The organism is Flavobacterium sp. RHBU_24, from assembly GCF_046613695.1.
In the GTDB taxonomy this organism is placed as follows: domain Bacteria; phylum Bacteroidota; class Bacteroidia; order Flavobacteriales; family Flavobacteriaceae; genus Flavobacterium.
Window position 1 is genome coordinate 1 of sequence record NZ_JBKJHD010000053.1, and the last position, 572, is coordinate 572.

Here is a 572-nt window from a genome sequence, read left to right on the forward strand (position 1 = left end):
AACGAAAGTAACCCGCAAACCATCTGGGTACGCATCACCAACCTTACCACGGTAAGCGGCTGCCATGATGTAACCAGCTTTAACATCGCGGTAGAGCTGCTGGCCGAGCCTGTAATCTCAACCGATGGCGACGACCACACGATATGTGTCGACTTTGACGGCACTGTGGAGCGCAGCCTGAGGCTGGAGACCGGGCTATCAGAGACGGACTATACCTTTGAATGGTTCCTGGACGGCGTTGAAGTAACCACGCCGGACAACACCCAAAGCTACTTTATAGCAGAAGCCCCGGGCGACTATACGGTAGTAGCCACGAGCACCACGGCAAGCCTGTGCGAATCGCAGCCCTCGGCCGCGTTTAATGTAATCCAAAGCGGGCAGGCCCAAATCATAGGCAGCACGGGCTATGTGGTAAGCAATGCCTTTGGCGATAACCAGACCATCACGGTACTGGTAGAGGGTAATGGGGAGTACCAGTACAGCATCGTTCCGGAAGGCACCGAGCCGGTAGGCCCATGGCAGAACTCGAATGTGTTTACCAACATGCCGGGCGGTTATTTTGACATCTACGT

1 protein-coding gene is annotated in these 572 nt (G+C 55.1%); it reads left to right on the top strand.

Translation table 11 applies throughout. The annotated features are described in order from the left end of the window. Positions 1-572, top strand: a 572-nt coding sequence (locus tag ACLI09_RS18030; protein WP_411421036.1) for a hypothetical protein, incomplete at both ends; no start/stop codon positions are given.